This is a genomic window from Zobellia barbeyronii, from assembly GCF_018603515.1.
In the GTDB taxonomy this organism is placed as follows: Bacteria; Bacteroidota; Bacteroidia; order Flavobacteriales; family Flavobacteriaceae; genus Zobellia; species Zobellia barbeyronii.
Genome location: NZ_JACATN010000005.1, coordinates 233,263 through 257,081 on the forward strand (window position 1 = coordinate 233,263; position 23,819 = coordinate 257,081).

Genomic DNA, 23,819 nt, shown 5'->3' on the forward strand with positions numbered 1-23,819 from the left:
AAAGATTTCTAACCCAAATCAATAACCTACCCATATCTAATGGGGCTAAAACCAACCTACTATGTTACGTAAATTAGTCGATTACAAAAAGTTAGACCACAAACTTGGTGCATTATTAATTGAAACGTATTCCGATGGCTACGGAGATGATGACATCATCGTTTTCAAAAATCTTAAGGGAGAAACTATTGAGGCCGTTGAGCTAAAAACGGAGGATACCATCTACCTCGTAAAAATTAGCAAGAGCCTTTCTAATTTCATCGCCAATTTTGAAGAAAACATTGAAAAGGAATTAGAAAAGGTACCACAACCTGTAGATGCAGAAAATCCAAATTACCAAACAGATGACGAACGGAAGTTTGATTCTGAAGACCAGGACTAATACTGCATATTTCTAAATAATAAATTTTACAAAAGATAACGTTCTCGCAATATATTGCGGTGATGCTTTTGGTGTCCACAAATAACAAAACCCAATATAGCTGCATTCCAAGGCAAATTACTGGCTACACCCTCTTTTTGTAGAGTTTCTACATTAAAGCTTTTGTAGAGTGTAATAGTTGAATGCCTTACTGCTTTGTATTCATCTATAATACTCTGTTTTGAGCGTGTTTCAGCTCTGGAGTTTGGAGCATACAAATCTTGTTCAAATCCCGGTAAAGGAGTTTTGTCACCTCTTGAAAATCGTAATGAACGGTATTGAAAAACACGTTCAGAGTCTATAATATGAAGGAGCACCTGAGCAATAGTCCACTTTCCTGGTTCATAGCAATGTCCTAGCTTGTTTTCAGGAATACTCTCTATAAAATTAGGAAAATTCTTTATTTGGCTCTCTAGGATTTCCAACAATTCAACATCACCTAAAACATCTATATAGGCTTTATAAAAAGGAATAGGTTCGGAAATAATAAGTTCTGAGGTTCTCATATGATTTAAAACAAAAAATCCTAAGCAGAATAACTACCCAGGATTTTATATTACTATTTAAAGGTTTTTTTTACAATTCGTTGAAAATTGTATGCATTAACCTCTTTTTATCATTAATGCTTTCCTCTAGTGAAATCATAGTTTCCGTACGGCTAATACCATCTATATCATCAATCCTAAAAATAATATTTTTAGCATGATTGGTATCTTTTGCTCTAATTTTACAGAAAATATTAAATTTTCCTGTTGTAATATGCGCTACAGTAACATTTGGAATTTGCTCCAAACGCTCTAAAACGAATTTTGTTTGGTGTGTCTTTTCTAAGAATATACCAACATAAGCAATAAAAGCGTAGCCAAGTTTTACATAATCTAATGTAAGTGATGATCCTTTTATAATACCAGCTTCTTCCATTTTCTTAACACGAACATGAACAGTTCCTGCAGAAATCAAGAGTTTCTTAGCTATATCAGTAAATGGAGTTCTGGTGTTATCAATTAACATATCCAGAATCTGGTGATCAATCTCGTCTAATTTTACTTTTCCCATTATGATTGTGTTTTCGGCAAAAATAAATAATTATAGCATAATATGCATTAAAAGTTGTATTTTTTTAACAAAAACGTAAGGATTCAATGATTTTAAAAAATAAAGCTCAAAGATTCAACCTTTAATCATCTGATAAAAAGACTGTTGCCTTAGTTCATTCAAATTGGCTTCATTAAGACAGTCATAAGTTATATGACCATAGCATTCGACAAGAGCACCCTTTTTATCGACTAAAGGTTCAAAAGCAATCACACCCGCTTTTAACGTCTCTTTATAAAGTACACCTATAGCCTCGCCATTTTTTAAACTTGAATCAATTACATGTGCATTTTTTATCAGCACATCAACAAAGAGTTTTCCGTTTTCAGGGATTTTAAAATAGTCATCCTGTTGAAAATTGTCTATTGTATTTTTAGCTATAACAGTTACTCCTTGTAAAATGGCATGAAAAATATACTCTCTGGTATACTCCCGTTCGTAATCTTCCGTATAGTGACCAGATTCAAATAATATAGTAGGCACATTAAGCATCTGAAAGCTATCACCTACACAATTAGCATTAAATCCATCATCATATCTACCTACTTGACCTGGAATCACCTCTTGTAAAACCTGATTCATAGCAACTATCAACTGCATACTAATACCTCTGGTTCTTGAGATACTCCTTTCTGGATCATGAGCAGGTGCCAAGAATGATACCGTTGCCGGTCTAGGAGTTCTGCCAACATTAAAAATAGTACGTTGGTCATGAAGGTTAAAACAATAATTGGGTTTAAACCCGTCAAAGACATTTTTCAACACTACACTTTCTGGCTGAGTCCTATTTTGAGCATCTCTGTTCAAATCTACCTCATTTGCATTAATTCTAGTATAAACCGCAGCACCATCAGGATTTAATATTGGAATGATTAAAAGTGTGCATTGTTCCAAAATAAGTTTCGCAGAAGCTGAACCAGCATTTAGAAAATTCACAAAATCCAAGACAGCCTTAGTGGTTGTAGATTCATTACCGTGCATTTGTGACCACATCAGAATTTTAATTGGTCCATTACCTAATTGCAGACTTTTTATCTCACGATCTTGAACAGATTTACCAACTGTTTTTATGAGGAGTTGCTCCTCGTTCTTTTCCAGAAATTCTAGAATTTGTTCATTAACTACATAACGTCCGCTAACGGATTTTTCCTTTATAGATCTATACTCAGATTGTGAAATACTCATTTGGTCATTATTTTGAGTTACAAAAATAACTCCTTAATAATTTACAATTGTAATCAACAAAATACACATTTGTAAACAATAAATTTAATAACTAATCATTGATTGGATACAATTGTAACCGTAAAATCATGTTAAAAACTGGTTAAATCTAAAAACCGAATTAATTGACTTTAAATCAGCGATTTATATAATTTTATTTAAACTTAAAAATGTAACAATTTGACCCGCAAATCATATTTTAAACAGAATATTCATGTCTTTTCACTACTTTTACTCTAATATTAATTACAATGGTAAACACATCGGATTTTATTAAGCGTCTGGAGCATCTTCTGCAGTATTATGGGCTATCAGCTTCTAGCTTTGCCGATAAAATTAACGTGCAGCGCTCAAGTATTTCGCACCTTCTATCTGGTAGAAATAAACCTAGCCTAGACTTTGTTCTTAAAGTAGTGAATGTGTTTCCTGATGTAAATCTGTATTGGCTATTGAACGGAAAAGGCTCGTTCCCTTCCGATGCCGAAAAAGCAACAACAAACACAACATCCCCGCCCATACCAAAAGCTGCTCTAGAAGAATCTCCCGTAAAAACGTTGCCAAAATCTAAAAAGACAATAGAGAAAATTATTATTTTTTATTCTGACGGAAGTTTTGAAGCTTATAACAATTAATAGGCTTTAATTTCTTTATTTTGTATTGATGATACAGAAAACACTCCCTATACTCACCGCATTAGTTTTGATGACTTCTTGCTATGAACCAGAAAGAAAGTGCACAGACTTTAAAGACGGCAAATTTGCTTTTACAACCACAATAGAGGACGAAGAAAAGACTACTATTTTTCTGCGTAAAGGCGACTTAGAGGTCGATTATTTTGACGGCAAGGCCGATTCTTCTTCTGTTCGATGGATTAACGACTGTGAATACGTGGTAAAAAAACTCAATCCAAAGAACAAGTCCGAAGAGAAGTCCGTTCACATGAAAATACTGTCTACAACAGCTGATTCTTATATTTTTGAATACAACATCGTAGGCGAAGCCAAACACGATAGAGGAACCGCTATTAGAACTAAATAATAGCACAAGACCCTTTTAGCACTATTGCTTTACAAAAGAATAAGTGACAACAAGCTGAAATTAGCCATTATGAGTTGATTTAAGCTTAAACGAAACACATTAAAAGCAATTACCCCACTACAGACAATAAAGTGCTTTATATACGTGATTTTAGAGAAAAAATCAAAACTCCTAAAACCAAAAGCCCGACTTAATTAAGTCGGGCTTTTTTATATAATTCTATATAAATCATCATTTAGTTAGGCCTGCTGAACGCGACATCAGGACTTTTCTCCTTGTGCTCCCTAGATAGACGCTGCTGTTGCTTGACCGTAAGCGTACTACCATCAGGACTCCATCCTGGAGGTCCAAAAATATAAATCAGTTTATGAGAAAACTTTTTAGCCTTTTTTACATCGGCCCAAATATCCTTGAACTCATGAGTTAAAATCACAATTGGATTATAAGATTTTGGCGCATGAATAACTCCAAACTTAACTTCAACATCATCATCCAACTCTTTCCAAGTCCCAAAAACCTTATCAAAGATATTTAAGAAACCACCGTGGTTCTTATCTAAATACTCCACATTCTGCGCATGATGCACTTGGTGCATGGTGTGCGTATTAAAAATCTTTTCTACCCATCCCATTTTAGGTACATACTGCGAATGCAGCTGAAACTGCCAGAAAGACTCAATAGCCAATGCGAAAATTACAACTTCAACAGGAAAACCTATTGCTGGCATCCACATGTAAAAGAAAGGCTTGTAAAGCAACGTGAACCAACCGTTACGGATAGCTGTACCTAGATTAAAATGATCTGATGAGTGATGTACAATATGAGCTGCCCAAAGTATTCTTACTTCATGGTTTGCTCTGTGAAACCAATAATACGTAAAATCATCCGCTAGTTGACATGCTACAAATACATACCATGCATAACCAAAAGATTCATAGCCCATAATGTTAGTTCTTACCCCATCTACAATAGGGTTAAAAAACTCATAGGTATAGGTGAAAACGGTAATTAGAACGGTGATTTTTATAAGCGGACCTAAAATTGCCGAACCCACACCCATTGCACCACTAGCAAAAAAGTCTTTCCACACATAGAGATCTTTATCTCCGTGAGTGTGGCTATAAGAGATTTCCAGCAATATAAATGCTAAAAAGCAAGGTACGCCATAAATTAGGGGGTTCGTCAAGTCCATATTTCAACAATTTTTTTTGCAAAGATAGCATTATTAAGACCTACATTTATACTAAGACCATTAATTAAGACTATTCTAACATAGCTAATACAGATACTATATTCTGAAGTAATTACATTTTTTTATCTCGAAGCAACGTGTTCTGCTCTTGCATTAACTTCTCTAAGCTAGCTAACAATTCAATATTCTTTGGTGTCTCAACTTCTTTGTTTTGAGGGTCTTCCGCCTTTGACTTAAAGCTATGAAACCCCTTTATAACCACGAATATTGTCAATGCTATAATGAGAAAATCGATTAACGCCTCTAGCATTTCACCATAACCTATTGCTACCTCCTGCGCAGTACCAAGTGCTTCGCGAAGCACATATTTCTTGCTACTAAGATTAACATCGTCCGTCATTAAGGATAAAGGTGGCATGATAATTTTCTTAACCAATGTATTGATGACATTGTTAAAAGCTGTACCAATAATAATACCGATTGCCATATCAATCATATTACCTTTTATGGCAAAATTCTTGAAATCTTGTATAAAGTTTTTCATAGTAGACTTTATGCTTTATTCGAACAATGAGGTCTGAGTTTCATCATCATCATCGTCGTCTATTTTTCCATTTTCACCATCCGCCCCGTCTGTTCCTTCGGTTTTTTGTGGTTCAGGCTCTTCATGAGGTAATGGCTCTAACATATTAATCTCCAATACTTTGTCTTTAGTCAACTGGTTACCCATTGCCCCTATTCCTTTTACAGAAATAAATTCCTCCAGGTTCAGCTCTAAGTTATCTTTTCGGTCTTGCCCACGCTTCTTACCAAAGACCAATTCAATCATTGGCCTGTAGTCTGTACTAATGATTTCTACATGCGATTTTGGGTGATCCGTAAGAACATTTTCCTCTTTGTCCGGATGATCTATCAAGAAACGTTTTACGTAAAACAATTCTTTCTCACCCTCCCAGTAAACTACCGATAGTGGTTTTTTAGGATTCCATTTTTCCAGAACCACCAAGTCTTCATCAAAATGAAGGGTAAGCTCAGGAATAACCGTTTTGACTAATCCATTTTGATTTATAATCAACAAACGATTTTCACTAGTGAATTCACCTAAAAACTCACCTCTGTTATCAATATTCAACCGTTGAACCGTATCGTCAAACCATAACTTCCTAGGTTTCAAGGTAGATAGCCCCTTTTCCTTTAAATCAATGCGCTTCACGGAATATTTGGTGACTACATTCCCTTTAGAAGAACGCCCTTTAATCATGATTTTAGCGAAATCAATATCCCACTTCAATTTTTTAATACTTCCTACCTGACGTAAGCTCACAGACACTACTTCTGCCTCTCCATTAGGATTTCCTGAGAAATAATGCACGAAGGTTCCAGGCAAACCACTACCCATATCATAATGCTTATCTCGAGTAATACTAGTTACGTTAAAACGCTTAATGTAAGTGGCTCCTCCTTTACCGTCCCTATAAATCATATTATAGACGGTACGTTTATCTTTTTTCTTGAAAACAGCCACATATATAATGCCTTTGCCCACAAAAGTTTTTGAATCGACTTTAAACACCATCATTTTACCGTCTTGGGTAAATGCGATAACATCATCAATATCACTACAATCCGTGATGTATTCATCACGTTTCAAAGACGTGCCTACAAAGCCTTCTTCACGGTTCACATATAACTTGGTGTTCCGTATAATAACTTTGGTAGCCTCTATATCATCAAAAAGACGTATTTCAGATTTACGCTCACGACCTTTACCATACGTATCTTTCAATCTTTGGAAATAAGCAATAGCATAATCAATAAGGTTTGCCAAATGATGCTTAACCTCTGCTATCTTTTCCTCTAGATTGTCAAGGTATTGCTGTGCTTTATCTAAATCGAATTTTGAAATACGCTTGATCCGTATCTCCGTAAGACGAACAATATCTTCTTCCGTAACCGCACGTCTTAAATGCTTGGTAAATGGAGCTAACCCCTTATCAATAGCAGCGATTACACCTTCCCAGGTTTCCTCATCTTCTATATCACGATAGATACGGTTTTCTATAAATATTCTTTCCAGCGAAGCAAAATGCCATTGCTCCTCAAGTTCTGCTAATTGAATCTCAAGTTCCTGACGAAGTAATTCTACCGTAGCATCCGTAGACCGGCGCAACATATCAATCACTCCAATAAAGAGCGGTTTGTTATCTTCAATAATGCAACCCAATGGTGAAATAGAAGATTCACAAGCTGTAAATGCATATAGTGCATCAATCGTTTTGTCTGGAGAAATACCCGCTGGCAGATGCACTAAAATCTCTACATCAGCAGCTGTATTATCTTCAATTTTTTTAATTTTTATCTTCCCTTTGTCGTTTGCTTTAAGGATAGAATCTATTAAAGAAGAAGTGTTAGTGCCATACGGTATCTCACTTATAATCAAGGTGGTCTTAGAATGTTGTGCTATTCTTGCGCGTACTCTAATTTTTCCTCCACGAAGTCCTTCATTATAATTAGACACATCAATAATTCCCGAAGTAGGGAAATCAGGAAACAACTTAAAACGCTGTCCTTTTAAATGCTTAATGGAAGCATCTATGACCTCAATAAAGTTGTGCGGCATTATCTTGGTAGAAAGACCAACCGCAATACCCTCTGCTCCTTGTGTTAAAAGCAACGGAAACTTAACAGGGAGATTAACCGGCTCCTTCTTACGACCATCATAAGACTGTTGCCACTCTGTAATTTTTGGACTAAAAACTACGTCTAAGGCAAATTTTGAAAGTCGCGCTTCAATATATCTTGAAGCCGCCGCACGGTCACCCGTTAATATGTTACCCCAGTTACCTTGGGTATCAATCAATAAATCTTTTTGACCAATTTGCACCATGGCATCCGCAATACTGGCATCACCATGTGGGTGATACTGCATGGTATGCCCAACAACATTCGCTACTTTATTATAACGCCCATCATCAAGATCTTTAAGCGAATGCATAATACGGCGTTGCACAGGCTTAAACCCATCCTCTATCGCAGGCACTGCTCGTTCCAAGATTACATAAGATGCATAATCAAGGAACCAGTCCTTATACATTCCCGTTACACGGGTTAACGCATCATCTGGTGCTTGTTCTTCGCCATCCGTCGCCTCAACACCTTCTTTTTGTTCTTGCTGCTCTTCAGCAGATTCCCCAGATTGGTCGTCAGGTGTATTCTGATTTTCCGCTTCGTTCAGTTCGTCATTTTCCTCCATTCAGAAAAATTCTGTATTTCTTTGGTTTATAATTTGTTTTCTTCTACCAAGTCTATCTCTACTTTAAGATTTTCTATGATAAATTTTTGGCGGTCTGGTGTATTCTTGCCCATATAAAAACTTAACAACGCCTCTATTGACATTGCCTTATCTAACATTACAGGTTCTAACCGAATATCAGCACCTATAAAATGTTGAAACTCATCTGGTGAAATTTCACCTAAACCTTTAAAGCGTGTTATCTCTGGTTTACCAGATAGTTTTTCCATCGCATTTCTTCGCTCCTCTTCACTATAACAGTAAATGGTTTCTTTTTTATTCCGCACCCGGAATAATGGCGTTTGCAAAATATATAAATGATTCTCTTTTATCAATTCAGGAAAGAATTGCAAGAAGAATGTAATCAACAACAACCTAATATGCATACCATCAACATCCGCATCAGTTGCAATTACTACATTGTTGTAACGCAAGTCTTCCATAGACTCTTCAATGTTCAAAGCCGCCTGGAGCAGGTTGAATTCTTCGTTTTCGTATACGATTTTTTTGGACATACCGTAAGAGTTCAACGGCTTTCCACGGAGACTAAATACAGCTTGCGTGTTCACATCACGTGACTTCGTAATAGAACCGGAAGCAGAATCTCCTTCAGTAATAAACAAAGTACTATCCAAACGACGGTCATGCTTCATATCACCTAAATGCACACGACAATCCCTCAATTTCTTATTATGAAGATTTGATTTCTTAGCGCGATCACGAGCGAGTTTACGAATACCGGAAAGATCTTTTCTTTCCCTTTCGGCCATCATAATTTTACGCTGTAACTTTTCTGCAGTTTCAGGATTCTTATGTAGATAATTATCTAAATACTTTCCTATAAAGTCGTTAATATATGTTCGTACTGTAGGGAACTTACCTCCCATTTCTGTAGAACCTAACTTGGTTTTAGTCTGACTTTCAAAAACAGGCTCCATCACCTTAATGGCAATCGCGGAAATAATAGATTTCCGAACATCCGAGGCATCGTAGTTCTTTCCGTAAAAATCACGGATAGTCTTAACCAAAGCTTCACGAAATGCCGCCTGGTGTGTACCACCGTGCGTAGTATGCTGTCCGTTTACAAAGGAGTGATATTCCTCACTATACTGCGTTTTACTGTGCGTAATAGCAACCTCAATATCATCACCTTTTAAATGGATGACTGGATAAAGAATATCTTCAGCGTTATTATTATCCTCCAATAAATCCTTTAATCCGTTCTCCGAATAAAACTTTTCGCCGTTAAAAACGATAGTCAATCCCGGATTTAGATATACATAGTTTTTGAGCATACGTTCCACATACTCGTTTCTATACTTAAATTTCTTAAAAATAGCTTCATCAGGGGTGAAACTAACTTTTGTCCCCCTACGCCTTGTAGTTTCATCAAGTAGCTCTTCTTTTTGAAGTTCACCAATTTGAAATTCGGCGGACTTAGATTTACCATCTCTGGTACTTTCCACACGGAAAAAGCTAGAAAGAGCATTCACGGCCTTGGTACCCACACCGTTTAAACCAACAGACTTCTTAAACGCACGCGAGTCATACTTACCTCCCGTGTTCATTTTTGAAACCACATCTACCACCTTTCCCAAAGGAATACCACGACCATAATCGCGCACAATGACACGGTCCCCATGAATTGAGATTTCAATGGTCTTACCAGCACCCATCACAAACTCATCAATACAGTTATCAATGGTTTCTTTTAACAAGATATAGATACCATCATCGGCCGAAGAACCATCACCCAACTTACCGATATACATACCGGGACGCAGCCGAATGTGCTCTTTCCAATCGAGTGAACGTATATTATCTTCTGTATATTGACTTTCCTCAGACATAAATCAGGGGTTTGGAACTAAACTAACGCTAAAGATAAGACGACAATTAAAAAGATGAAACCCCAAACTGTTAAAGTAATTAACAATGAATTTATCCATTTTGTTGATATATTCGCTTAATATGCTAAATTTTACCCTCATAACACACCAATTTCCACAAAAAAGCTAAAAATTTGTAATTCAGGTGATTTTTTCAGACCAAAGCATCGGTTTAAAATAATCTGAGGTCAGCATATTTACATCAATTAACACGCTACTTAATGAAAAAACTATTGTTATGTATTCTAATTTCCACTGGAAGCATTACTTCTATTCTAGCTCAAGATTTTGAAAAAGAGTACAAGGCTATTGAACCTAAAGTTATAGAATGGAGAAGGGAAATACATCAAAACCCAGAACTATCTAACCGTGAATTTAAAACAGCAGAAAAGATTGCCAAACACCTTACTTCTTTAGGAATAGAAGTCCAAACTGGTGTAGCCCATACAGGTGTGGTTGGGATTTTAAAAGGAAAAAAGCCCGGTAAGGTCATTGCTTTGCGAGCAGACATTGACGCATTGCCCGTTTTTGAACGAAACGACCTTCCGTTTAAATCTACAGTAGTAACAAATTACAAAGGAGAAGAAGTGCCCGTTATGCATGCTTGCGGACACGATACACATACCGCTATTCTTATGGGGGTTGCCGAGATTCTTTCTAAACACACCGATAAGATAAAAGGCACGGTAAAATTCATTTTTCAACCAGCTGAAGAAGGTCCTCCGGAAGGCGAAGAAGGCGGTGCACTACTCATGGTAAAAGAAGGTGTCCTCAAAAACCCTGACGTAGATGCTATTTTCGGGCTTCATATCAATTCACAGACACTAGTAGGTGTAATTCGTTACAAATCTGGCGGCACCATGGCCGCTGCCCAGAAATTTATCATCAACGTAAAAGGAAAACAAAGTCACGGCGCAAGACCTTGGTCCGGAGTTGACCCAATTTTAATTAGCGCTAAAATTATTGATGGCTTACAAACTATTATCAGTAGAGAGGTAGAATTGACTAATGAAGCCGCAGTGATTACCGTTGGAAAAATCACAAGTGGTGTGCGGTTTAACATCATACCGGAAAGTGCAGAAATGATTGGCACCATCCGTACTTTAGATTATGACATGAAGGCACTTATCAATAGGCGAATGGAGGAGATGGTTCCCGCCCTTGCTAAAGCTTATGGCGGTGAAGCTACAATTGAAATAAAAGACGCTACAGACATCACATATAACGACCCAGACTTGGTGACACAAATGCTACCTTCGTTAAACAAAGTCGCAGGAGAGAACAATGTGCAAACACAAAAAGCCGTTACAGGAGCGGAGGACTTCTCTTATTTTCAGAAAGAAGTACCCGGTTTTTTCTTCTTTTTAGGAGGAATGACACCCGGAAATACAGCGTCTTTTCCGCACCATACACCAGATTTCATTATAGATGATAGCGGTCTATTATTGGGCGTAAAAGCTTTAACGGAAATGAGCATTGATTACCTTAATAAATAGGTGATTAAAATAAATAACCTTAACAATTAGTTTAAATAGTTCTAAACATCTTTATGGACCAAATAATTTCAATTTTTCAGAGTATTTCGTGGTGGATTTGGGTTTTGATTTTTCTTTTAATCGTTGCCATAAGAGATATCTTTTTTCAACGGTCACATACCATATCACATAACTTCCCTCTAGTAGGTCACTTACGTTATTGGCTAGAAAGTATAGGCCCAGAAATGCGTCAGTATTTTGTAGCGAACAATCGTGAAGAACTCCCTTTTAACCGTATTGAAAGAGGTTGGATTTATGCTTCCGCTAAAAAGGAAAACAACTACGAAGGTTTTGGAACTGACCGAGACATTTATGCACATCAACACATATTTGTAAAGAATCAAATGATGGCATATAAGCTACCTGAAAATCACATTAATACAACGGATAAAACGTTTATTCCCTGTGCTAAAGTTATGGGCGCTTTTAATGAACGAAGAAAACCATTTCGCCCTAGTTCTATTATTAATGTATCTGCTATGAGTTTTGGCTCGTTATCAGCTGCGGCAGTAGAAGCTATGAATAAAGGGGTTGCTAAAGCAGACGCTTATCATAATACAGGTGAAGGTGGACTTTCTAAATACCACAAACAAGGAGGAGATGTCATTTTCCATTTTGGAACAGGTTATTTTGGAGTTCGCACGCCGGATGGGAATTTCTCCATGGAAAAAATGAAAAAGCTCGTTGAGGAAAACCCTACGGTAAAAGCAATAGAGATTAAATTATCACAAGGAGCAAAACCAGGAAAAGGAGGCGTTCTACCAGGAGCTAAAATAACCCCAGAACTAGCTGAAATACGTGGTGTTGAAGTGGGTAAAGATGTATTATCCCCAGCAACTCACAAAGCTTTTAACAATGTAAAGGAACTTTTAGAGCTTATAGAGAACATAGCTCAAGAAACTGGATTACCAGTAGGAATTAAAGGAGCAATTGGTAAATTAGACCAATGGGAAGAACTTGCTGATTTAATGGTTAAAACAGGTAAAGGTCCCGATTTTATTACCGTAGACGGTGGTGAAGGAGGTACTGGTGCTGCTCCCCCATCATTTGCAGATCATGTTTCATTACCATGGGTATATGGCTTCTCTAGCCTGTACAAAGTTTTTCTAGATAGAAAATTGACCGATCGCATTGTTTTTATAGGTAGCGGTAAATTAGGTTTTCCCGCAAAGGCAGCCATGGCTTTCGCTATGGGCGTTGACTGCATTAATGTTGCCCGTGAGGCAATGATGAGTATAGGATGTATTCAAGCCCAAGTTTGTCATACCAATCGTTGTCCTGCTGGAGTAGCTACACAAAATAAGTGGCTACAAAAAGGTATAGACGTCCCTTTAAAATCTGACCGCTTGGCACAGTATTTTATGACCTTTAGAAAAGAACTTTTAGAAATCACACATGCTTCCGGGTATGAACACCCTTGTCAGTACACTATGGATGATATCCAACTGAACGTGGATGACAACGACCTGAATCGTAGTTTAGCCTCTTCTTATGGCTACAACAAAGCCAAAGTGCCTTTTATAAATATGCAAAAACTGTATGATTGCATCCACTTGGGAGGAAAGCATTGTGAAAACAGCTAAGAATAATATACATTTGTTTAACGTTATTAGTAATTTCCAAATCATATAACAAGAATTTAATCTGAGTAATTTATGAAATACCCCATACTTACATTTGGTCTTATCCTTTTCGCTAGCTTATCTATGCAAGCCCAACGCAAAAGCGACCTTTTAGAAGAAATAGCCCAATTAAAAATGCAACTAGATTCAGTAAACGCTGAAGTTTTTGATGCAAGAAAGAATGAAAAAGTAGCCGTAACCAAAGCAGAATCTTACGGAACTCAAGTTACAGAGCTTCAAAGTGCTAACAATACTTTAATGAAGAACCTGAATAATTTCGCAGAGGTTTCCAATAAGAACTCCAGCATGGTATCTACTGCCATGGCCAATCTTGCTAACAAAGAAGATCAACTTAAAGCAATAAAAGGAGCCATCGCAACCAATGATTCGATTACCATAGCTGTTTTAACTAATGTGAAGCAGACCATGGGTGAGAATGCCAAAATAGGAGTTTCTGAAGGTGCCGTTGTTGTTTCTTCAGACTTGTCAAGTTTATACGGAAGTGATACTGGAACTACTCTTACTCCTGAAGCAGAAGCCTGGACAGAGAAAATTGCAAATATTTTAAATGCAAACCCTAGCACAGCTATTACCATAGAAGGTCTTAGCATGACTGGAGATTTAGAGACACCTGCAAAACAGGCTATGGCAATTGCCACAGTTCTACAAAACAAATTTACAATAGCTCCTGAACGCATTGCGGCCTTAGGAAGGGACGGAAACTTAAAAGAAGGTATTCAAGTGAACATTCACCCTGATTTTAATAAATTCTACCTCATGGTTAGAGAGCAAATGAAGAACTAAAAGTTATCCCATTTTTTGTATACTTTTTGATAAAATCCCCCGTTCTAGTATCCAAATAAACCAAATACCAAAAAAATGTCTGGAGAAGGAATTTTACAAATGTTCGGCTTTTTATTGCCTGCAGTAGTTACAGGAGTCGTTGCCTTTTACTTTTTTAAGTTACATACAAAAAACGAGGACGGGCGCAGACGTTTCCTGCTGCATAAAGACTCACAAAAGAATACCATACCGGTTCGTTTACAAGCCTACGAGCGCATGGCACTTTTTCTTGAGCGAATAGCCATACCTAGCCTAGTTGTTAGGGTAGCACCAAAATCTGCCGATAAAAACGCATATGAAAGTCTTTTGATAAAAAGTGTTGAAACAGAGTTTGAGCACAATCTCTCACAACAAATTTATATGACGGACGAATGTTGGAATGTTATAAAAGCGGCTAAGAGTGCTACCATTCAAATGATTCGCAAAGCAGCCATGAGTGAAACAGATTCTGCAGATAAATTACGTGAAGACATCCTAACGGAAACCATGGAGAAGCAATCGCCTTCATCAACAGCATTAACTTATATCAAAAGAGAAATAGGTTATCTCTGGCAGTAAATAAATAAAAGTATATATTAAACTTAACCAGTTTAGATAAACCGTGCCAACTTTAAATAGTTAGTGCGGTTTTTTATTTTATAGTACTTCGCCCTTTTCCGGTTCTATCTGGTTGAGTTCGGCATTTTTATATTTGGCAAAGTTATAACCACTCTCCCACCAGACCGTCATTTTTTCCTTATCAAAAATCAAGGAATTGGTAGTGAGGACCGTTGGTGTGTAATAAAAGTTAATAATAGCATCATTGTGTTTCGCTACATACTTACCAATTCTAATGTTTTGATGCTCTATACGATCTAACATATACTCAAACATAGTAGTGAGTAATGAGAAGGCATTTCGCGAAGGCAACCGGTTTAAATGGCTTACTTCGGTCTGTAAAACAATAACGTCTACTTCTGTAGCTCCTCGTTTTATAGCTTCCTCTATAGGTACCATGTTTCCTAACCCGCCATCTGCATATTCACAGCCGTTTTTGCGGACTAAACTCATAAAAGGTGTATAGTTGCATGAAATCCATATCCACTCACAAAACTCGTCATAAGTGCAATCGTTAATGCTTTTGTATTCTACCTGATTTAAGGATAGGTTTGAAACCGTTGCAATAATCTCTTTTGGTCCCTTTTTTAAATTTTCAAACTCTTCTACCGTTAACGTATTTCTTATCAATTTTAGAAGATTTCTGCTTTCACCAAAGGTCTTTCTTCCTTTGTAAAAATTCTTCAACACGTTCCAGTGGTCTATACCAATGGTATGAACGCCATGTTTCTTTTGTATGGTAAAAGGGCAATTACTGAAAATACTATGCTGATTCACATTCGTATAAACCTCTTTTATTTTTTCAATTTTAGCAAGAGCTAAGTGAGAAATAAGCAAACTACCTGTAGAGGTGCCAAGAAAAAAATCGTATTCATGATGGAGTTCTTCCATTAGGTATTGCGCAACGCCGCCTGCAAAAGCGCCTTTACTACCTCCACCTGATATGACTAATGCCCTCATTATTAATTAAGTTTTGTATTCATATAACGTGATTCGTCTTCGTTTAGTTTCTCAACCAGTTTCTGGATACGAATTTTATAATCTTCATCTTCTAAAAGTTCATCTATTAAACTTCTGGCGAATTTCTTAAACTGCCATGAATGGTGATTTGTAGCGTAGATAAGATTAAGGAGTCCACCATCTGTAAAACCTATTTCGCGCAAGTATTGAAATGCGGACATACGAACCTCCCATCCATATTCCGGAGAAGTGTACCCACTTAATTCCGCAAAATACTTTGTAGTATTTTCAGCTTCATAGTCATTAGTGGCAACCGCTAGCAACAACCACAATAACCGCACATTTTTGTTTGGTAAACCAATAACACCTTTAGTGGCATCTAAATACACCTTTTGACTTTCAGGAAAAGTTGACCATAGTTTATACAAAGCTAGTTCTTGAGTCACATAACTTTTATCTGTCAACAATTTCGCCACTACTTCCTTTTTATCAATTGGAATTTCATTAATAAGCTGAAGCCCTTTTTGACGGACTTCTAAATAAGGACTTTCGATGAGTGTCATTTGCAATCCACTTGCCACTATCCCTTTCTCAAGTTTATCTATTAATGCATCTTTATATTGTACGGGATGTTTTTCATGTAACCAAACACTAAGGTCTTTTTCAGAATGATTAGAAACAAAAAAGGTCTCGATAGATTCGTTTTCCGCCATTAGATAAGTTTTTACTTCTTCATATGGAAACTCGGTAGACAGCAACCACTTTATTTTAAAATCATCTAAATTTAAAGTTGACGCTAGTTCAATCTCTTTAATGAAATCATCAATCGTTACATTCTTAAACTGATGTTTTTTCAAATAAGCTGAAACTCCTTTTTTAAATGCCTCATCCCCCACTTTATCTTTTAGCATAACCAAGGCCCATGCCCCTTTTTCATAAAAAGTAGCACTACTAGCTTTGGGGTCTACCAAAGCTTGCCCTTTGCCTTCCTCAGATATTTCCTGAAGATCTTTTGCGGTTTCAAACAACTTCCAGTAGAAATGGTCGTCCCCAAAAATTTCTTTTTCTGCTAAATAAGCATAATAAGTTGCGAATCCTTCATGCAGCCAATGGTGGTTTCCATCTTTTTCAGTAACCAAATTACCAAACCACTGGTGCGCCAATTCATGGGCATTCACATTTACAAAGTTCTTATCCATGAAAGCAGTGGAGTCTATAACATATCCATCAGAAAAAATAGTAGTTCCCGTATTCTCCATTCCTGCGTATAAAAAGTCGCGAACGGGAATCTGTTTATAATTCTGCCATGGGTAAGAAATTCCAATTTCATCTTCTAGAAAATCAAAAATTTGTTGTGTATAACGGTACGTTGGCTCTACCCTTGCACTATCTTGAGGATAATAATAATTTTCAATGGGCACGCCACTAGAAGAAACTAATTCCTGTTTACTGTAATCACCAATAGTAAAAGCCAACAGATAACTGCTCATGGGCTTCTTCATATTAAATAGCCAAACTGGGTTATCATCTATCTGAGGAGGAGTCACAGCCAACTTACCATTTGCTATTACATCAAATTTTCTGCCGGCCTGAATAAATAAATCAAACTCAACTTTTTCGTTCATATCATCAAAGCTAGGTAACCAATGACTGGTATACTTGCCTTGACCTTGCGTCCAAATCTGTTCGTTTCCTTCTATATTATCACCCCAACCTAAGAAATAAACGGTTTGCTTTGGTTTGGCCAAATACTCAATAGTGAGTTTATGTGATTTGTCTTTTTTAAACTTTTTATAAATTGAAATGGTTTTATCCGTTTTAGTAAAGTCCACTTTCTTACCGTCCATTTCAACTTTTGTAAATGCCATATCTTTAGCATCAAGGAAAACGGAATCAACATTTTGAAGTACGTTAAACCGATAAATTACACCACCTTTTATCTCCTTATTTAAAGGAATAGGTTCAATAAATACATCGGCTTGAATAAAGTCGACTTTATCTTGATGTTGACCAAAAAAAGAACATATCGAAAAGAAAAAAAGGAGTGCAAAAAGGTTTCTCATGAAGTCTTAGGAACAAATAGTAGACCAAATTTAACGTTTTAGTTTGTGGCAATTGTACCTATCACCTAATTTAGTCCCATGAACGCTAATTCACTTCAGACTCCTATCGTATACTTAAAAGGTGTAGGACCCAACAGGGCCGAAACTTTACAGTCTGAACTAGGCATACATACATTTCAGGATTTACTAAACCTTTTCCCTAATAGATACATAGATAAAACCCAATATTATAAGATAGGGCAACTACAACGTAATTCTGCCGATGTGCAGATTGTAGGCAAAATAGTGCACCTTAAATCCGTGGAGCAAAAGAAAGGGAAGCGCCTTGTAGCTAGTTTTGTTGATGAAACAGGTGAAATGGAGCTGGTTTGGTTTAGAGGTCAAAAATGGATTCGCGAGAACATAAAGATTAATACGCCTTATGTAATTTTTAGTAAGTGTAATTGGTTCAATGGTAAGTTTTCAATGCCTCACCCAGAAATGGAACTCCAAAAAGACCACGAACAAGGCCTTAAAGTAGCCATGCAACCCGTTTACCCCTCCACGGAAAAACTCAGCAACAAAGGTATTTCTAATAGGGTGATAAGTAAATTGGTTCAGCAAATATTTATTGAAACTAAAGGCCGGTTCACAGAAACCCTTTCTGAAAAATTATTATTTGAATTAAAGTTACTGCCCAAAAGCGAGTCACTTTTCAACATACATTTCCCCAAAAATCAAGAGCTCTTAGCTAAAGCCCAATTCAGACTAAAATTTGAAGAACTCTTTTATATTCAAATGCAGCTGATTGCGAAGAACATGCTTCACAAGAAGAAAATTAAAGGATTTAATTTTGACCAAGTTGGCATACTCTTTAATGACTTCTATAAAAATCATTTGCCTTTCGAACTTACAGGCGCCCAAAAAAGGGTTATCAAAGAGATAAGGGGCGATTTGGGCAGTAATGCCCAAATGAACCGATTGCTTCAAGGCGATGTGGGTTCCGGAAAAACTATTGTTGCGGTTATGGCAATGCTGCTAGCTATTGATAATGGCTTCCAAGCTTGCTTAATGGCTCCTACAGAAATTTTAGCTAATCAACATTACACTGGAATTTCAGAACTTCTAGAAGGCACAGGTATTACCTGTTCTCTTTTAACCGGTTCTGTAAAAAAATCTGCTCGTCGCCCTATTCATGAACAACTGGAAAGCGGAGAACTTCAAATTCTAATAGGTACCCACGCACTTTTAGAAGATAAGGTGAAATTTAAAAATTTAGGCTTGGCCATAGTGGATGAGCAACACCGTTTTGGCGTAGCCCAGCGCTCTAAACTCTGGCACAAAAACGATATTCCTCCTCATATTTTGGTAATGACGGCAACGCCCATTCCGCGAACATTGGCAATGAGTTTATATGGCGATTTGGATGTTTCTACCATTGATGAGCTTCCTCCCGGAAGAAAACCAATTAAAACAGTACATAGGTTTGATAGCAACCGTTTAAAAGTATTTCAATTTATACGAGACGAAATAAAGAAAGGGCGACAGATTTACATTGTTTATCCTCTTATACAGGAATCAGAAGCATTAGATTATAAAGATTTAATGGACGGTTATGAAAGCATCTCTCGTGACTTTCCCTTACCGGACTTTCAGATATCCATTGTACATGGCCAGATGAAACCAGCAGACAAAGAATATGAAATGTCCCGGTTTGTAAAAGGAGAAACCCAAATAATGGTAGCCACAACGGTAATTGAAGTGGGCGTAAATGTCCCCAATGCATCTGTAATGATTATAGAAAGTGCGGAGCGTTTCGGCCTATCTCAACTGCATCAGCTTCGTGGGCGTGTAGGCCGTGGTGCCGACCAGAGTTTTTGTATATTAATGACAGGCAACAAACTCTCCACCGAAGCAAAAACCAGACTGCAAACCATGGTGCACACCAACGATGGTTTTGAAATTGCAGAAGTCGATTTAAAACTACGAGGCCCAGGTGATATTATGGGAACACAGCAAAGCGGTGTGCTTAACCTAAAGATCGCTGATATCGTGAAAGACAACGATATTCTAAAGACTGCGCGTTACCATGCCATGCAACTTTTAAAAGACGACCCTTCTCTTGAAAAACCAGAAAACTTGGTCATAAGACATGCTTATTCTCAACTTGTGAAGTATAAGAATATTTGGAATTACATAAGTTGAACGTCGTAATTTTCAACTGCAATAGTTTCTTAATAACGCCCACTTTCATTAGATTTGTGGGCTTAGAATTTAAATAAAATGAATACAAAAAAAACATTATTCGATAAAGTTTGGGATTCGCATGTGGTACAACACATAGAGAACGGACCAGACGTATTGTTTATAGACCGCCATTTAGTGCACGAAGTAACGAGTCCCGTTGCTTTTTTAGGTTTAAAAAGCAGAGGCATTAAAGTGCTGCACCCTGAAAAAACCTTTGCTACGGCAGATCATAACACCCCTACTATCAACCAACATTTACCTGTTGCTGATCCTCTTTCCGCAAATCAGTTGCGTATGTTAGAGGAGAACTCCAATGAATTTGGTATATCATATTGGGGTCTTGGACACGAAAAGAATGGTATTGTTCATGTTGTAGGTCCTGAATATGGTATTACCCAACCTGGCGCTACTATTGTTTGTGGTGACTCACACACTTCTACTCACGGTGCTTTCGGAGCTATTGCTTTCGGTATTGGTACTTCAGAAGTAGAAATGGTTTTGGCTACACAATGTATTATGCAGACCAAGCCAAAGAGTATGCGAATTAATGTTGAAGGTAGTTTAGGTAGAGGAGTTACACCTAAGGACGTTGCCTTATATATCATTTCTCAATTAACCACTTCTGGTGCTACAGGCTATTTTGTTGAGTATGCTGGTCAGGTTTTTCGAGACATGACAATGGAAGGTCGTATGACCGTTTGTAACCTTAGTATTGAAATGGGTGCTCGTGGAGGTATGATTGCTCCGGACGAGAAGACATTTGAATATGTAAAAGGAAGAGAGTTTACACCAGCTGGCGCAGCATGGGATAAGGCTATGGCGTACTGGGAAACACTACCTACAGAAGAAGGTGCAGAATTTGATAAAGAAATTACTTTTAACGCAGCCGATATAGAACCGATGATTACTTACGGTACTAACCCAGGTATGGGCATCGGAATTTCTAATGGTATTCCGCAAGCGGATGCTGTAGAAGGCGGTGTTGCTACATATAAAAAATCGTTGCAGTACATGAACTTCAGTGAAGGCGATAGTATGATGGGTAAGCCTATCGATTTTGTTTTCTTGGGAAGCTGTACAAACGGAAGAATTGAAGATTTTAGATTGTTTACATCCTTGGTAAAAGGACGTTCAAAAGCACCTAATGTTACGGCATGGTTGGTTCCTGGTTCTCACCAAGTTGAGAAAGCTATTAAGGACGAAGGTCTATTAGCTATTTTGAACGAAGCTGGCTTTGAACTTCGTGAGCCTGGTTGTTCTGCTTGTTTAGCAATGAACGATGATAAAGTGCCTGCCGGGAAATATGCGGTAAGTACTTCTAACAGAAACTTTGAAGGTAGACAAGGACCTGGTTCAAGAACTCTTTTAGCTAGTCCGCTAGTTGCAGCTGCAGCTGCCGTTACCGGAAAAGTTACGGATCCAAGGGAGTTAATGGAACTTGAAACTGCCTAACCTTATTTACATCTAAATTCAGCATTACAATTTGAAATTATGGCATACGATAAATTCAATACATTAAAATCATCGGCAGTACCTCTTCCTATAGAGAATGTGGACACCGATCAAATTATACCTGCAAGATTTTTAAAGGCCACTGAGCGTAAAGGTTTTGGCGATAATCTTTTTAGAGATTGGCGTTATAACAGTGATGGTACGGAAAAGAAAGACTTTGTTCTGAACAACCCTACCTACAACGGTAAAATTTTAGTTGGAGGAAAGAACTTTGGTTCTGGCTCTTCTCGTGAGCATGCTGCATGGGCTGTTTATGATTACGGATTCCGTGTTGTGGTATCTAGCTTCTTTGCTGATATTTTTAGAAACAACTGTTTGAACATTGGTGTTTTACCTGTTCAGGTAAGTGCCGAGTTTCTAGATAAAATCTTAAAAGCTATTGAAGCCGATCCAAAAGCTACTTTTGAAGTAAGCTTACCGGAGCAAACCATTACTATTGATGGAAGTGGAGAATCTGAGCCTTTTGACATTAACGTTTATAAAAAAGCGAACATGTTAAATGGGTTTGATGACATAGACTACCTATTGAATATTTCAGAGGAAATTAAAGAATTCGCTTCCGACAGACCTTTATAAGTCCAATTACAGGGAGTAAAAAAGAGATAACAATCTGTTGAATACTAACTTCGGCAGATTGTTTTCCCCTTTCATAATACGCTACAAAATCAATCTTAATATACAATTCTAAAGAAACTCTGGATCAAATGAAAAGAAAGCTGGAAATCATGGATACCACCCTTCGGGACGGGGAGCAGACCTCAGGAGTATCTTTTTCGGTTTCGGAAAAACTAACGTTGGCCAAACTTCTTGTAGAAGAATTAAAGGTAGACCGCATTGAAGTGGCTTCGGCAAGAGTATCTGATGGTGAATTAGAAGCCGTTAAGCAAATTGCAAAATGGGCTTCAGCAGAAAATTGTATCGACAAAGTAGAGGTACTTACCTTTGTAGATGGTGGTGTTTCTATAGAATGGATGAAAAAAGCAGGTGCTAAAGTCCAGAATTTGCTTACCAAAGGTTCACTGAACCATCTCACCCATCAACTTAAAAAAACACCCGAAGAACACTTTTCGGATATTGAAAGAACTATAGCACTTGCTTCAAAGAACAACATTGATACCAATGTTTATTTAGAAGACTGGAGTAATGGTATGCGGAATTCTAAAGAATACGTTTTTCAATACTTAGATTTTCTAACACAACAACCTATAAAGCGTGTTCTGCTTCCTGATACGTTAGGCATACTAACACACACAGAAACTTTCGATTACATTACGGAGATTGTTGCGCGTTACCCAAATACTCATTTTGACTTTCACGGCCATAATGATTATGACCTTGGCGTAGCAAATGTTATGGAAGCCGTAAAAGCCGGTTGTCATGGTCTTCACCTTACCGTTAATGGAATGGGTGAACGAGCAGGTAATGCTCCTATGGCGAGCGTGGTTGCCGTTATTCATGATTTTTTGACCGATGTAAAAATCAATGTAAGTGAATCTTCGCTATATAAAGTAAGTAAGTTGGTCTCTGCTTTTACTGGAGTTGGCATACCATACAACAAACCAATTGTTGGCGATAACGTATTTACGCAAACTGCAGGAATACATGCTGATGGAGATAGCAAAAACAACCTTTACTTTAATGATTTATTACCAGAGCGTTTTGGAAGAAAACGTAAATACGCACTAGGTAAAACATCTGGTAAAGCAAACATACAGAAGAATCTTCAAGAACTTGGGCTTACCTTAAATGATGATGAGCTTAAAAAAGTTACCCAACGAATTATTGAGTTAGGCGACAAAAAAGAAAGAGTTACCAAAGAAGATTTACCTTATATTATTTCCGATATTTTAGATAGCGGAAATCATCAACAAAAGGTTTTTATAAAATCATACGTACTCACCCACTCTATGGGATTACGACCGTCAACAACGGTTTCTTTAGAAATAAATGGTGAGCTTTTAGAAGCACATGCACAAGGAGATGGACAGTACGATGCCTTTATGAACGCACTTCGTAAACTTTATGTTTCTAAAAAAATAGAGTTACCCAATTTAATTGATTACGTTGTTAGAATACCCCCAGGAAGTAATTCTGATGCCCTTTGTGAAACCATTATTACATGGCAAAACAAAAGCGAGGAGTTTATTACCCGTGGTTTGGATTCCGATCAAACGGTATCTGCGATTAAAGCGACAGAAAAGATGCTCAATATTATTTAATAACGCTATTCGCACATCGCCAATCGCAGTGATTTACGATATTTGGAAGAAGAAAGTTTTGCTGAACTTAATGACAAAGTTGACAAAATCA

The 23,819-nt window shown here is 37.3% G+C and carries 20 protein-coding genes; 11 read left to right on the forward strand and 9 right to left on the reverse strand.

Annotated features, from left to right (window positions below):
- The first annotated feature begins 61 nt into the window (after positions 1-61).
- Positions 62-382 carry a hypothetical protein gene (locus tag HW347_RS17210; RefSeq protein WP_214612982.1) on the forward strand — a complete coding sequence of 107 codons (321 nt, stop codon included), beginning with the start codon at positions 62-64 and terminating at the stop codon, positions 380-382.
- Positions 383-408: 26 nt separating this feature from the next.
- Here HW347_RS17210 and HW347_RS17215 read toward each other — a convergent pair whose 3' ends face one another.
- The 3 genes from HW347_RS17215 to HW347_RS17225 form a co-directional block, all read right to left on the reverse strand.
- Entirely contained in the window at positions 409-927 is a 519-nt protein-coding gene (locus HW347_RS17215) for a DinB family protein (RefSeq protein WP_214612983.1), read from the reverse strand.
- Positions 928-997: 70 nt separating this feature from the next.
- On the reverse strand, positions 998-1,477 hold the full coding sequence (locus tag HW347_RS17220; protein WP_013995861.1) for an Lrp/AsnC family transcriptional regulator: 480 nt from the start codon (positions 1,475-1,477) through the stop codon (positions 998-1,000).
- Positions 1,478-1,591: 114 nt separating this feature from the next.
- On the reverse strand, positions 1,592-2,701 hold the full coding sequence (locus tag HW347_RS17225) for a M14 family metallopeptidase (RefSeq protein ID WP_214612984.1): 1,110 nt from the start codon (positions 2,699-2,701) through the stop codon (positions 1,592-1,594).
- A 290-nt stretch (positions 2,702-2,991) separates the two neighbouring features.
- Here HW347_RS17225 and HW347_RS17230 point away from each other — a divergent pair, with 290 nt between their 5' ends.
- Together HW347_RS17230 and HW347_RS17235 are read left to right on the forward strand one after the other, a co-directional pair.
- On the forward strand, positions 2,992-3,372 hold the full coding sequence (locus tag HW347_RS17230) for a helix-turn-helix domain-containing protein (RefSeq protein ID WP_214612985.1): 381 nt from the start codon (positions 2,992-2,994) through the stop codon (positions 3,370-3,372).
- 28 nt (positions 3,373-3,400) lie between these two features.
- On the forward strand, positions 3,401-3,778 hold the full coding sequence (locus HW347_RS17235) for a DNA topoisomerase IV (RefSeq protein WP_214612986.1): 378 nt from the start codon (positions 3,401-3,403) through the stop codon (positions 3,776-3,778).
- Positions 3,779-4,013: 235 nt separating this feature from the next.
- On the opposite strand, the gene HW347_RS17240 is transcribed toward HW347_RS17235, so the two are convergent.
- From HW347_RS17240 to HW347_RS17255, 4 genes are all read right to left on the reverse strand, one after another.
- Positions 4,014-4,970 carry a sterol desaturase family protein gene (locus HW347_RS17240; protein WP_214612987.1) on the reverse strand — a complete coding sequence of 319 codons (957 nt, stop codon included), beginning with the start codon at positions 4,968-4,970 and terminating at the stop codon, positions 4,014-4,016.
- Between the two features lie 112 nt (positions 4,971-5,082).
- Entirely contained in the window at positions 5,083-5,514 is a 432-nt protein-coding gene (gene mscL / locus HW347_RS17245) for a large conductance mechanosensitive channel protein MscL (RefSeq protein WP_214612988.1), read from the reverse strand.
- 15 nt (positions 5,515-5,529) lie between these two features.
- Positions 5,530-8,223 (reverse strand): DNA gyrase/topoisomerase IV subunit A, encoded by a 2,694-nt coding sequence (locus HW347_RS17250; protein ID WP_214612989.1) that lies wholly within the window; start codon positions 8,221-8,223, stop codon positions 5,530-5,532.
- Between the two features lie 26 nt (positions 8,224-8,249).
- Positions 8,250-10,112, reverse strand: a complete 1,863-nt coding sequence (locus tag HW347_RS17255; protein WP_214612990.1) for a DNA topoisomerase IV subunit B — start codon at positions 10,110-10,112, stop codon at positions 8,250-8,252.
- A 260-nt stretch (positions 10,113-10,372) separates the two neighbouring features.
- On the opposite strand from HW347_RS17255, the gene HW347_RS17260 reads away from it, so the two are divergent.
- From HW347_RS17260 to HW347_RS17275, 4 genes are all read left to right on the forward strand, one after another.
- A complete protein-coding gene (locus HW347_RS17260) occupies positions 10,373-11,647 on the forward strand; it encodes an amidohydrolase (RefSeq protein ID WP_214612991.1) in 1,275 nt (424 codons plus the stop codon).
- A 53-nt stretch (positions 11,648-11,700) separates the two neighbouring features.
- On the forward strand, positions 11,701-13,269 hold the full coding sequence (locus tag HW347_RS17265; protein ID WP_214612992.1) for an FMN-binding glutamate synthase family protein: 1,569 nt from the start codon (positions 11,701-11,703) through the stop codon (positions 13,267-13,269).
- A 72-nt stretch (positions 13,270-13,341) separates the two neighbouring features.
- Positions 13,342-14,112 carry an OmpA family protein gene (locus HW347_RS17270; RefSeq protein ID WP_214612993.1) on the forward strand — a complete coding sequence of 257 codons (771 nt, stop codon included), beginning with the start codon at positions 13,342-13,344 and terminating at the stop codon, positions 14,110-14,112.
- 75 nt (positions 14,113-14,187) lie between these two features.
- The gene (locus HW347_RS17275) at positions 14,188-14,709 is read left to right on the forward strand and encodes a DUF7935 family protein (RefSeq protein WP_155596610.1); all 522 of its coding nucleotides are present in this window, start codon (positions 14,188-14,190) and stop codon (positions 14,707-14,709) included.
- A gap of 78 nt (positions 14,710-14,787) precedes the next feature.
- Here HW347_RS17275 and HW347_RS17280 read toward each other — a convergent pair whose 3' ends face one another.
- The gene (locus tag HW347_RS17280; RefSeq protein WP_194534754.1) at positions 14,788-15,708 is read right to left on the reverse strand and encodes a patatin-like phospholipase family protein; all 921 of its coding nucleotides are present in this window, start codon (positions 15,706-15,708) and stop codon (positions 14,788-14,790) included.
- A gap of 2 nt (positions 15,709-15,710) precedes the next feature.
- Positions 15,711-17,771, reverse strand: coding sequence for a M1 family metallopeptidase (locus HW347_RS17285; RefSeq protein WP_214612994.1), 2,061 nt, complete (start codon positions 17,769-17,771; stop codon positions 15,711-15,713).
- 78 nt (positions 17,772-17,849) lie between these two features.
- Between HW347_RS17285 and recG the strand changes: the two genes are divergently transcribed.
- The 4 genes from recG to HW347_RS17305 all read left to right on the forward strand — a co-directional run bounded on the left by recG (position 17,850) and on the right by HW347_RS17305 (position 23,728).
- Positions 17,850-19,955, forward strand: coding sequence for an ATP-dependent DNA helicase RecG (gene recG, locus HW347_RS17290; RefSeq protein WP_214612995.1), 2,106 nt, complete (start codon positions 17,850-17,852; stop codon positions 19,953-19,955).
- Positions 19,956-20,033: 78 nt separating this feature from the next.
- On the forward strand, positions 20,034-21,449 hold the full coding sequence (gene leuC, locus HW347_RS17295) for a 3-isopropylmalate dehydratase large subunit (protein WP_214612996.1): 1,416 nt from the start codon (positions 20,034-20,036) through the stop codon (positions 21,447-21,449).
- Between the two features lie 39 nt (positions 21,450-21,488).
- Positions 21,489-22,085, forward strand: a complete 597-nt coding sequence (leuD, locus tag HW347_RS17300) for a 3-isopropylmalate dehydratase small subunit (RefSeq protein ID WP_214612997.1) — start codon at positions 21,489-21,491, stop codon at positions 22,083-22,085.
- 128 nt (positions 22,086-22,213) lie between these two features.
- A complete protein-coding gene (locus HW347_RS17305; RefSeq protein ID WP_214612998.1) occupies positions 22,214-23,728 on the forward strand; it encodes an alpha-isopropylmalate synthase regulatory domain-containing protein in 1,515 nt (504 codons plus the stop codon).
- Positions 23,729-23,819 lie beyond the last annotated feature (91 nt).

Coding starts and splice junctions, on each gene's coding strand:
- HW347_RS17210 (WP_214612982.1), top strand. CDS start 62: ATGTTACGTAAATTAGTCGATTACAAAAAGTTAGACCACAAACTTGGT.
- HW347_RS17215 (WP_214612983.1), bottom strand. CDS start 927: ATGAGAACCTCAGAACTTATTATTTCCGAACCTATTCCTTTTTATAAA.
- HW347_RS17220 (WP_013995861.1), bottom strand. CDS start 1,477: ATGGGAAAAGTAAAATTAGACGAGATTGATCACCAGATTCTGGATATG.
- HW347_RS17225 (WP_214612984.1), bottom strand. CDS start 2,701: ATGAGTATTTCACAATCTGAGTATAGATCTATAAAGGAAAAATCCGTT.
- HW347_RS17230 (WP_214612985.1), top strand. CDS start 2,992: ATGGTAAACACATCGGATTTTATTAAGCGTCTGGAGCATCTTCTGCAG.
- HW347_RS17235 (WP_214612986.1), top strand. CDS start 3,401: ATGATACAGAAAACACTCCCTATACTCACCGCATTAGTTTTGATGACT.
- HW347_RS17240 (WP_214612987.1), bottom strand. CDS start 4,970: ATGGACTTGACGAACCCCCTAATTTATGGCGTACCTTGCTTTTTAGCA.
- mscL (WP_214612988.1), bottom strand. CDS start 5,514: ATGAAAAACTTTATACAAGATTTCAAGAATTTTGCCATAAAAGGTAAT.
- HW347_RS17250 (WP_214612989.1), bottom strand. CDS start 8,223: ATGGAGGAAAATGACGAACTGAACGAAGCGGAAAATCAGAATACACCT.
- HW347_RS17255 (WP_214612990.1), bottom strand. CDS start 10,112: ATGTCTGAGGAAAGTCAATATACAGAAGATAATATACGTTCACTCGAT.
- HW347_RS17260 (WP_214612991.1), top strand. CDS start 10,373: ATGAAAAAACTATTGTTATGTATTCTAATTTCCACTGGAAGCATTACT.
- HW347_RS17265 (WP_214612992.1), top strand. CDS start 11,701: ATGGACCAAATAATTTCAATTTTTCAGAGTATTTCGTGGTGGATTTGG.
- HW347_RS17270 (WP_214612993.1), top strand. CDS start 13,342: ATGAAATACCCCATACTTACATTTGGTCTTATCCTTTTCGCTAGCTTA.
- HW347_RS17275 (WP_155596610.1), top strand. CDS start 14,188: ATGTCTGGAGAAGGAATTTTACAAATGTTCGGCTTTTTATTGCCTGCA.
- HW347_RS17280 (WP_194534754.1), bottom strand. CDS start 15,708: ATGAGGGCATTAGTCATATCAGGTGGAGGTAGTAAAGGCGCTTTTGCA.
- HW347_RS17285 (WP_214612994.1), bottom strand. CDS start 17,771: ATGAGAAACCTTTTTGCACTCCTTTTTTTCTTTTCGATATGTTCTTTT.
- recG (WP_214612995.1), top strand. CDS start 17,850: ATGAACGCTAATTCACTTCAGACTCCTATCGTATACTTAAAAGGTGTA.
- leuC (WP_214612996.1), top strand. CDS start 20,034: ATGAATACAAAAAAAACATTATTCGATAAAGTTTGGGATTCGCATGTG.
- leuD (WP_214612997.1), top strand. CDS start 21,489: ATGGCATACGATAAATTCAATACATTAAAATCATCGGCAGTACCTCTT.
- HW347_RS17305 (WP_214612998.1), top strand. CDS start 22,214: ATGAAAAGAAAGCTGGAAATCATGGATACCACCCTTCGGGACGGGGAG.